Raw genomic sequence first — 10,600 nt, forward strand, 5'->3', positions numbered from 1 at the left:
TTTTCTTATTTAAGAGAGCTGGCCAATGCCAGCCCTCTAGATATTTGACAAGTTAGTTAGGCGCTAGTTGTGACTTGGTTTTGGACCAATACTTTTTTCTCCCAAACCCTGCTTCTCCATCTAAAGTACATGGTAATTCCTCTAAACCATTCATCTACAATAAAGGCAATCCAGATTCCCGGTAATCCAAATCCAAGATGTATCCCTAAAAAATAGGCTAGTGGGACACTTATTCCCCACATCGATATAACCCCCATAATGAGAGATATGTTTGCGTCTCCTGTTGCACGCAAAGAATTAATCACAACTAAATTAAAGGTTCTCCCTGGCTCAAGGATGAGACAAAGCATTAACAATGTACTACCCATAGAAACAATTTCTTGATCTTTAGTAAAGAAGCTCATCAAAGGTTCTCTAAAGAAAGCTACTACTATCGCAATGGCTACTGTCATAATTAGACTATATCGTAAGCTTTTCAGTAATTGATGGTAGGCACCATCAAAATCTCTGGCTCCTGCCTTGTAGCCAATGAGAATTTGTGTTCCCTGTCCCATTGCCAGCCCAAATACAAGTATAAAGGACATAATATTCTGAGTATACACACGAGTGGTTAAAGAAGCAGCACCCAACAGCGCAATAATGGCTGTGATTGCCAGCTGACTGAGATTAAAACAGATTTGTTCCCCAGCCGCTGGTACCCCAATTTTCATGATTCTCTTAATTTGAATACCATCAATTGTTAAATAATCTTTTAATCTTAGATTTAACGGGATACGGTCATATAATAACTTTAAGATTAAAGCCAAGGCTATCGTCCTGCTAATTGCAGTTGAGATGGATACTCCCATTACACCCATTTCCGGTGCTCCCAGTAATCCATAAATTAAGATGGCATTTCCAATTAGGTGAATAACGTTCATTGTGACCGAGACCATCATAGCGTCCCTCGTGTAGCCATTCGCTCTAAGAATAGAAGAAACAGTGATTAAAACAGCTTGAAGAAAGACTGTTCCTCCCACGATCATAAGATACTGTTCCCCTAATCCGGCGATATGCTCAGGAAGATGAAATAAACTTAATAGCTCTGTTCTAAAAATAACCATTAATAAGCTTATCACCAGGCCAATGACAAGGTTGAGGGTAATCGAGATGGCTGTTACCGTTCTCGCCTCCTCCTTTAAACCTGCACCTAAGTACTGTGAGAGCACAACAGCAGTACCACTTGACACAAATGAAAAGATAAGAATACATAAAAATATAAGCTGATTTGCCACACCAACGGCTGCAACAGCGTCATCCGAAATATGCGATAGCATAATCGTATCCGTGCTGCCCATTATGACTTGGAGAAATAGTTCTATAAAAATTGGCCAAGTAATGGTAAGTAAACTTATTGGCGGGGTGTTTTTATTTACGGATTTTTCCATTAGAAATCCTCTTTTTTACCCTATTAGTATTTTTCAAATAAACCTTAATTGTATATCACCCAACCGAAATTATTTTATTGATATAATATTATTTTCTAAACTCTCTTAATTGCTCATTTAATTCCTTCGTTTGAGAATAGACTTGTTGATAGATGGCAAATAGTTTTTTATAGGCAGCAACATTTTCCTGAATAGGATAATAAGTCTTTGCACTTTGGATAAATACCTCTGCACATTCTTTTAATGATGGATACCAGCCGCACCCATACGCGGCTAACATTGCTGCACCCATTCCAGGGCCTTGTTCACTCGTAAGCTTTTCAATTTTCGCATCAAAAATGTCAGCCTGCATTTGCAGCCATGTATCATTCTTAGCGCCGCCACCGATTGAGATAATAGAATCAATGTTCTTCCCACTGCTTCTAAAAATCTCAATCGATTCATTTAATGAAAAGGTTATTCCCTCAAGGACAGCACGAGCGAAATGCTTACGTTCATGTGCAGCATCAACACCGATAAAGCTGCCGCGAATAGTAGAATCAGCATGTGGAGTTCTTTCACCAACGATATATGGCGTAAACAATAATCCATTGCTTCCAGCCGGAACTTCTTCCACACCTGCTAACAATTGTTCAAACGCCTCTTCTTCCGCAAATGTATCTTTAAACCAGCTTAAACTATAACCCGCAGCCAGGGTCACTCCCATTGTATAGTAAGCATTTTCTTCACTATGATTAAAATAATGAACCTTACCTCCGAAATCCAAATCATTTCTTTCTTCATAAGAAAGAACAACACCAGATGTACCGATGCTTGCTAATGTTTTTCCTTCCGTTAAAATCCCTGATCCAATCGCACCGCAAGCATTGTCTGCCCCGCCGGCAAATACCTTTGTGGCTTCTGTTAATCCTGTTGCTTGCGCAAATTCAGCAGTAATCGAACCAACGAACGCATGGGATTCTACCAAAGCCGGGCACAATTCTCCTGAAAGGCCAAAAGCGTCTAATACTTCACCGCTCCACTCACGCTCTGCTACGTTTAGCAATAACGTTCCTGCGGCATCAGAATACTCCATGTGGATATTTCCTGTAAGCCGGTAACGCAGATAATCTTTTGGGAGTACAAACACGTTTGCACGTTGGAAGATTTCTGGTTCATTTTCTTTTACCCATAGAATTTTAGGAAGAGTAAAGCCTTCTAATGCTGGATTTTTCGTTACTTCTAATAAACGCTCTCTGCCAATTACATTGTAGATTTCCTGACATTGTTTTGTGGTTCTTGTGTCATTCCACAAGATTGCGTTTCTTAATACTTGATTGTTTTCATCTAATAAAACTAAGCCGTGCATTTGGCCGGAAAAGCTGACTCCCTCAATATCTTTTACATCGCCATCAAATTGACTGATCAGTTCCTTTACTCCTGCAGTTGTTTTTTCAACCCATTCTTCTGGGTTTTGTTCACTATAACCGGATTTTTCAATGATCAAAGGATATGATTTAGAAACTTCCTTACACACTTCACCTTTTTGATTCACAAGTAAAACTTTTACGGCACTCGTTCCAAGGTCAACCCCGATTACATACTTCATCATTATCATCCTTTTCTAAAAAAAGTGCTGGAGTAATAGGCTGCCAGCACTTTTTCATGTTTATATTGAGTATAGATTAAACTGTTACACTAGAAAGTGTTTCTAGTAAATATTGATTGATTAAAGCCTTAAGGCGCTCTGTTCTGCCTGATGTATTCTTGATCTCTGTTAATCCAAGGGCATACGCTTCAAGCTCACGGAAGTTTGTTTTTCCTTCAACGATCTCTAAGCCAATTCCTTTTGTATAGCTGCTGTAACGTTCTTCAATAAAGCTATCAAGTACTTTATCTTCGATTAACTTGTTAGCAACTTTTAGGCCAATCGCAAATGCATCCATACCGGCGATATGTGCGTGGAATAAGTCTTCTGCTTCAAAAGAACCTCTTCTTACTTTTGCGTCGAAGTTCAAGCCGCCTTTTCCTAACCCGCCATTTTTAAGAATTTCATACATAGCCAAAGTGTTTGTGTAAAGGTCAGTTGGGAACTCATCTGTATCCCAGCCAAGTAAGGTATCACCTTGGTTAGCATCAACTGATCCTAACATTCCATTGATTCGGGCTGTTCTTAACTCATGCTCAAATGTGTGACCAGCTAATGTCGCATGGTTTGCTTCAATATTGAACTTGAAGTAGTCTGTTAAATCATATTTCTGTAAGAATGCTAGACCAGTAGCTACGTCAAAGTCATATTGGTGTTTAGTAGGCTCTTTTGGTTTAGGCTCAATTAGGAATGGAACATTTAGGCCAATTTCTTTTGCATAATCCACTGCCATATGGAAGAAGCGTGCTAAGTTATCTTGTTCAAGCTTCATATTTGTATTTAGAAGTGTTTCATAACCTTCACGTCCGCCCCAGAAAACATAGTTTTCAGCACCAAGTTCTTTAGCTACTTCTAACCCCTTCTTTACCTTTGCTGCAGAGTATGCAAACACATCTGCATTTGGAGAAGTTGCAGCACCATGAACATAACGAGGGTTAGAGAACATGTTAGCTGTATTCCAAAGCAATTTCGTCTTGCTAGTTTTCATGTATTCTTTGATCATACCTACGATAACATCTTGGTTTTCATTTGTTTCTTTTAATGTGCCTCCCTCTGGGGCAATATCCACATCATGGAATGCGAAGAAAGGAACGTTCAATTTTTCAAAAAGTTCAAATGCCGCTTCTACACGTGCTTTTGCTAAATCTAGTCCTTTTAAATTGTTCCAAGGACGAATCGCCGTACCTACACCGAATGGATCGGTACCATCAGCTGTAAATGTATGCCAGTATGCAACAGAGAAACGCAGGATTTCTTCCATTGTCTTTCCATTTATTTTTTCTTCAGGATTGTAATACTTAAATGCAAAAGGATTTTTTGATGAAGCACCTTCAAATTGAATTTTGTTAACTGTTTCGAAATAAGCCATTTGGTTATTCCTCCTAGTAGTTGGTTGGTTTTATGGTTTCAGATGAGTATGTAACTGCTTACAAGTCTTGCCTTACTCTTAATCTGTAACCGTTGTTTAATCAGATTATAGCAAGGTAATCTTAGTTTGTCTATTGAATAAACTAAGATTTTTAAAAATTTTTTTGAACTTCTTTCATCAGCTTTCATTAAAAGCGATTGCCTTCCTTATAAATGGCAATAATAATCTTATAAGAACGCCATTTTGTATCATTGTATATCCGGTAAACAAAGTTTATGATACTATTAAGATACTACCAAATAAGGAGTTTTTATAAGTGGTGACCATGACATGGAATCAGCAAATAGTTAAAAAGAACAATAAAGCACTTGTACTACAATTAATTATGGAAAAGGAGCCCATTTCAAGGGCGGATATTGCTCAAGTTTCTTGCTTACATAAGGCAACTGTGTCTTCCCTAGTAAATGAGTTATTAGAAGAAGAACTTATCTTTGAATCAGGACCAGGCGAATCAAGCGGCGGTCGACGTCCCGTGATACTTCATTTTAATAAAGTTGCTGGATATGCGATAGGTATTGATATCGGGGTAAACTATGTGTTATGTGTCTTAACAGATTTAAAAGGCAATATACTAATTGAAAAAAATCAACTGGTTAACCGAACACCTTATCCAACTATTTTAAGCACTGTTCAGAATATGGTTCAGTCCCTCATCAAGGAAATGCCTGCGAGCAGGTATGGGGTTGTAGGTATTGGGGTTGGTGTTCCTGGAATTGTTAACAAGGAAGGCTCTGTTCTTCTTGCACCAAACTTAGGCTGGACAAATATACAGCTGAAAATGGACCTTGAGAAACAATTTAAAGTACCTGTCATTATTGAAAACGAGGCAAATGCTGGAGCCTTTGGCGAGCAGCAGTTTGGAGCTGGCCAAGACCATCAAAACATTATTTATATTAGTGCAGGCATTGGTATCGGTGTGGGTATTATCTTAAACAAAGAATTATATCAGGGGAAAAATGGATTCTCTGGCGAGATGGGACACATGATTATTGATCTTGACGGAAAACCTTGCAGCTGTGGCAGCAGGGGCTGTTGGGAAGCCTATGCCTCTGAACATGCCCTCCTGGCGATGGCCGGGGAAGATGCAGATACACTGGAGTCATTAATACACCTTGCAGAAAACGGTGATGAAGCCGTTAAGAGTCTTTTTAAAAAAATCGGTGCTTACCTAGGATATGGTATCAATAACATTATTAATACCTTTAACCCTGATCAGGTAATCGTAGGAAATCGTTTAGCTTTAACAAAAGAATGGATTGAAGAACCCATTCGAACTACGATAAAAAATCGTACACTAACCCATCATCAACATGATATGAAATTGAATTTTTCAGGACTTGGAAAGTATTCTACTGTTTTAGGTGTTTCAGCATTTGTTGTTGAGAATTTTATTAAAGAAGAATCTAATGTTTTATAATTTCCTTATTAAATTCTCCCTTTTTTAAGGGGAGATAAAAAAAGTTAGTTGTTTGAATATACAAAGTTGAATAACATCAGTTATAATAAATTTGTTACTAACTATAACTATTCGATGGGGAGATATTATGAAAAAAAACTCAAAACCAAATGAGCCTATAGTTACACATATTTTTACTGCAGATCCTTCTGCGCATGTCTTTGAAGGAAAGCTTTATATTTATCCATCACATGACCTTGATCACGATGAACCTTCTAATGATAATGGCGACCAATATAAAATGGAAGATTACCATGTTCTATCAATGGATGATGTAAATTCACCTGTAGTAGACCACGGAGAGGCACTTCACGTAAAGGATGTTCCATGGGCTTCTAAACAAATGTGGGCGCCAGATGCTGCCTACAAAAACAACACGTATTATTTATTCTTCCCAGCAAGAGATAAAGATGACATTTTCAGAATTGGTGTCGCAACAAGTCCAAATCCTGCGGGGCCTTTTACACCAGAGGAAAATTACATACCTGGGAGCTTCAGCATCGACCCCGCTGTATTAGTGGATGAGGATGAAAGAGCCTATATGTATTTTGGCGGTCTTTGGGGAGGGCAGCTGGAAAAATGGCAGACTAGAACATATATGCCAAACGCTGAAGGTCCAGCCTCAACTGAACCTGCCTTAGGACCAATCGTTGCTGAATTAAGCGATGATATGCTTACATTTAAAAGTGAACCAAAAGAAATTTCCATTGTTGATGAAGAAGGCAACCCTATTCTTGCAGGTGACGAGGACAGAAGATATTTTGAAGGACCATGGGTTCATAAATATAATGGTCTTTACTATCTATCTTACTCAACTGGTACAACTCATAAAATTGTTTATGCTGTTAGTGAAAATCCGCAAGGTCCTTTTACATTCAAAGGTACGATACTTACGCCTGTAATCGGCTGGACTACTCATCATTCCATCGTTGAGTTTAATGATAAGTGGTATCTGTTCTATCATGATTGTTCCTTATCAGATGGTGTAAATCATAAACGCTCTGTGAAATACACAGAATTAAAATATAATGAGGATGGAACCATCCAAACAATTGACCCATACGGAGATAAATAAGCAAATTAAAAGCTGGCTTCATAGTTGAAGCCAGCCTTTTTATGTAAAACTTTATTATTTCAGCCTCTCTTCTAAAACTTCATTGATATCGGCTATCACTTTACTAATTTCTTGGTTTGCATTTATTCTAACCATTCTCTCTGGGAACATCTTCATAACTTCTTCATAGCCTTCCCTGACTTTAACATGGAAATTTATTTCTTCTAAATCTAATCTGTTTACTTCTCGCCCTTTATTTTTGGCAATCCGATTTAATCCTATTTGAGGATCCAAATCTAAGTATAAAGTTAAATCAGGCAGTATGTCTCCAATTGCAAATTTATTAATTGAAAAGACCTCATTGATACCTAAGCCTCTAGCATATCCCTGATAGGCTAAGCTGCTATCTACAAACCGATCACATAAAACAATTTTGCCTTCAGTAAGAGACGGGACTACCTTTTCCACTAAGTGCTGCCTTCTTGCTGCAGCGTATAGCAGGGCTTCTGTTCTCCCCTCCATTTTAGTATTTTTTTTATCTAAAATAACGGAACGAATTTGCTCTGCTATATCAATTCCTCCAGGTTCCCTTGTTACAACTACCCTATTTCCTCTGGTCTCAAGAGAATCCTTTATGAAATTAATTATTGTTGATTTGCCTGAACCCTCGACACCTTCAAGGGTAATGAAGTAACTCATATAAACTGCTCCAATCATTTTTTCAATTTAATCACTTGTTCTCACTATGTTGATTTGATTACCATCTAGGAAGGATCCTCCTTGAAATCTGGCACCCGTATCGATTAGTTGTGCAAGCTGCTTTACCTTTTCCTCGGTAATTAACTCCCCCGTTAACAGAAGAGGAATTCCCGGCGGATATGGTATGATTGTTTCTGCACACACCTGTCCTGCTGCTTGTGAAATAGGTATTACTTCACTCTCAACTTTTGACAGCTCCTCATAGGGAATCGCTAACTCAGATATTATTTCTCCTGTGCTAACTAAAACTTCTTCCTCTGCTGGCCGGTATGGTATCTCCTCTAACAGTTCTTTTATTTTCCTGCTTGCTTCTCCTAATGGATAGTGGTGGTTTTCCTTCAATAAGGGAAGGATCAATAGCACATTGTAAGGATCTGCTAACTCGGTATAAATTCCTTTCTCTTCGAATCTTTTCTGGAGTTCAAACCCACTTAATTTAGACCTTGACTGTATGGTTACTTTTAATGTGTCCCCATGTGAGTTGGGATACTCTAGGACCTTAATGCTTGGAATGTTTGAGAGCTCCTTTTTAAAATTGGATATCTCCCTTTGTAAATAATCTAGATCGTTTTGTTGATAAGTAGCTAAATAGTTCCTCGCTAGATCCAATGAAGCCATAATAACGTATGAAGGGCTGCTGGACTGAAGCATTTGCAGGTATTCCCTCACTTTATTGCTATTGACTCGATCACTGTTTATATGTAAGTAAGAACCCATCGTCATAGCGGGCAGAGTTTTATGCGCTGAGTGAACAATAATATCAGCCCCTAGTTGGATAGCAGTTGCCGGAAAAGGCTCACCAATAATAAAATGAGGGCCATGTGCTTCATCTACTAATACAGGAATGTTCTGACGATGTGCAATGTCAATGACGCTTTTTAAATCATACACCATGCCATAATAGTTGGGATATGTTAAGACTATTCCTTTTGCATTTGGATAAAGCGAAATGGCTCTTTCCACTATTTCCTTCGAAACACCTGTTACCGTTTTCCACTCTGGGTTAAAATCCGGTTCTAAAAAAACCGGTCTAGCTTTTGCTAGTTTTAGAGCATTTAAGACAGACTTATGGCAGTTTCTTTGAACTAGGACAACATCATCCTTCTCACAAATTGACAGGATCATAGCTAAATTACCAACCGTTGATCCATTTACTAAGAAAAAGCTTTCCTTCACTTGATAAAGGGCTGCTAAGAGCTCTTCAGCCTCCTTAATTACACCTTCAGGAGAATGTAAATCATCAAGCCCGGATAATTCAGTCGCATCTATTCTTAGAAGTTCCTGAAATGTATTTTGATACTGTTGATTAAGTATAGCCCCAGACTTATGGCCGGGAACGTGAAATGAAATTAGGTTTGTACTATTATAATGAACTAATGCTTCATATAACGGGATACGAGTTTGTTTATTCATGGGTATACTCCTTTAAAGAGTCTCATTTATTGTACCTGACCTGCCCCATTTTAACAAAAAAATAAAGCCCAAATGGACTTTTCATGAAAAAATTTCAGGTGTTGTTATTTTTCTTAACTGCTTAAGATAATATTTATATTTTGGATCATGTGTTTCAGTTTGGATAAGGTCTTTTTCGCAATCAGTACATATAAACGAAGTATATAGATGTATCCCCTTTGGTTTTAGATTCTCACATATAACGCATGTTTCGTGATAATGACTATGTGCTAATGAACTCAACCACACCACCTCCATACACCTATTCTTACCAAATCCATTTAATTGTATACAATATTTAGAATTATCGTCTTCAGGGCATCCCTCGATATATCTTATGTAAGTAATTGCTTTTGGGTGTATGTCTAGTAGCGATTTATTCAAAAACACTTCGTACTTTTTTATTTTTGGAAATAAAAGTGGTGAGCCGTTATTGCTAATAATGTCGCAGTACAGGCATGAATAGCTGCTATTCTTTACCGTTTCCCCTGAAAATATCGCTGCTCGGGCACGAATGGCCTCTATTTGTTACTGTTTTCTCTAAAAGAGTCGCCGCGTGGTCAGGAATAATCTCTATTCGTTACCGTTTTTTCTAATATTATAGCCGCGCGGTCACGAATCTCATTTCATCTTTTTATTTACAACCCTTTGTCCTTTCAGACATCATAAAAAACACAACCCTTATCAGGTTGTGCTTCATGTGCCTGGCAACGTCCTACTCTCACAGGGACAAAGTCCCAACTACCATCGGCGCTGAGAAGCTTAACTTCCGTGTTCGGTATGGGAACGGGTGTGACCTTCTCGCCATTATTACCAGACTGTTTTTGAGGTATCATTCCCTCAAAACTAGATAATCAGAAGAAGTATTTTGTAAAAACGAGTTCACCTTAAAATTGGTTAAGTCCTCGAACGATTAGTATCAGTCAGCTCCACACGTTACCGCGCTTCCACCTCTGACCTATCAACCTGATCATCTTTCAGGGTTCTTACTAGCTTGACGCTATGGGAAATCTCATCTTGAGGGGGGCTTCATGCTTAGATGCTTTCAGCACTTATCCCGTCCGCACATAGCTACCCAGCGATGCCTTTGGCAAGACAACTGGTACACCAGCGGTGCGTCCATCCCGGTCCTCTCGTACTAAGGACAGCTCCTCTCAAATTTCCTGCGCCCACGACGGATAGGGACCGAACTGTCTCACGACGTTCTGAACCCAGCTCGCGTACCGCTTTAATGGGCGAACAGCCCAACCCTTGGGACCGACTACAGCCCCAGGATGCGATGAGCCGACATCGAGGTGCCAAACCTCCCCGTCGATGTGGACTCTTGGGGGAGATAAGCCTGTTATCCCCGGGGTAGCTTTTATCCGTTGAGCGATGGCCCTTCCATGCGGAACCA

Annotated in this window: 8 protein-coding genes and 2 rRNA genes (1 of these 10 only partly in view); 2 read left to right on the top strand and 8 right to left on the bottom strand. The window is 39.0% G+C overall.

Translation table 11 applies throughout. From position 1 onward, the window contains the following. Positions 1–56 precede the first annotated feature (56 nt). From ACN6MT_RS03945 to xylA, 3 genes are all read right to left on the bottom strand, one after another. A complete protein-coding gene (locus ACN6MT_RS03945) occupies positions 57–1,427 on the bottom strand; it encodes an MATE family efflux transporter (RefSeq protein WP_052106381.1) in 1,371 nt (456 codons plus the stop codon). 88 nt (positions 1,428–1,515) lie between these two features. Then, positions 1,516–3,015, bottom strand: coding sequence for a xylulokinase (gene xylB, locus ACN6MT_RS03950; protein ID WP_419956374.1), 1,500 nt, complete (start codon positions 3,013–3,015; stop codon positions 1,516–1,518). Positions 3,016–3,091: 76 nt separating this feature from the next. Continuing rightward, the gene (gene xylA, locus ACN6MT_RS03955; protein ID WP_419954838.1) at positions 3,092–4,423 is read right to left on the bottom strand and encodes a xylose isomerase; all 1,332 of its coding nucleotides are present in this window, start codon (positions 4,421–4,423) and stop codon (positions 3,092–3,094) included. Positions 4,424–4,748: 325 nt separating this feature from the next. Between xylA and ACN6MT_RS03960 the strand changes: the two genes are divergently transcribed. Continuing rightward, positions 4,749–5,900, top strand: coding sequence for an ROK family protein (locus ACN6MT_RS03960; RefSeq protein WP_419956375.1), 1,152 nt, complete (start codon positions 4,749–4,751; stop codon positions 5,898–5,900). A gap of 127 nt (positions 5,901–6,027) precedes the next feature. Continuing rightward, on the top strand, positions 6,028–7,014 hold the full coding sequence (locus ACN6MT_RS03965) for a glycoside hydrolase family 43 protein (protein ID WP_419954839.1): 987 nt from the start codon (positions 6,028–6,030) through the stop codon (positions 7,012–7,014). A 54-nt stretch (positions 7,015–7,068) separates the two neighbouring features. Here the strand turns inward: ACN6MT_RS03965 and tmk are convergent, their stop codons facing one another. The 5 genes from tmk to ACN6MT_RS03990 all read right to left on the bottom strand — a co-directional run. After that, positions 7,069–7,710, bottom strand: coding sequence for a dTMP kinase (gene tmk / locus ACN6MT_RS03970; RefSeq protein ID WP_235847254.1), 642 nt, complete (start codon positions 7,708–7,710; stop codon positions 7,069–7,071). A gap of 9 nt (positions 7,711–7,719) precedes the next feature. Beyond that, on the bottom strand, positions 7,720–9,165 hold the full coding sequence (locus tag ACN6MT_RS03975) for an aminotransferase class I/II-fold pyridoxal phosphate-dependent enzyme (RefSeq protein ID WP_419954840.1): 1,446 nt from the start codon (positions 9,163–9,165) through the stop codon (positions 7,720–7,722). A gap of 81 nt (positions 9,166–9,246) precedes the next feature. Continuing rightward, entirely contained in the window at positions 9,247–9,462 is a 216-nt protein-coding gene (locus ACN6MT_RS03980) for a sigma factor G inhibitor Gin (RefSeq protein WP_052106383.1), read from the bottom strand. A gap of 444 nt (positions 9,463–9,906) precedes the next feature. Continuing rightward, positions 9,907–10,022: ribosomal RNA gene (rrf, locus tag ACN6MT_RS03985) — 5S ribosomal RNA — on the bottom strand. A gap of 75 nt (positions 10,023–10,097) precedes the next feature. Further along, positions 10,098–10,600, bottom strand: a 23S ribosomal RNA gene (locus tag ACN6MT_RS03990) (it continues 2,435 nt past the right edge of the window).

The organism is Neobacillus niacini, assembly GCF_048572935.1.
Taxonomy (GTDB): Bacteria; Bacillota; Bacilli; order Bacillales; family Cytobacillaceae; genus Neobacillus; species Neobacillus niacini.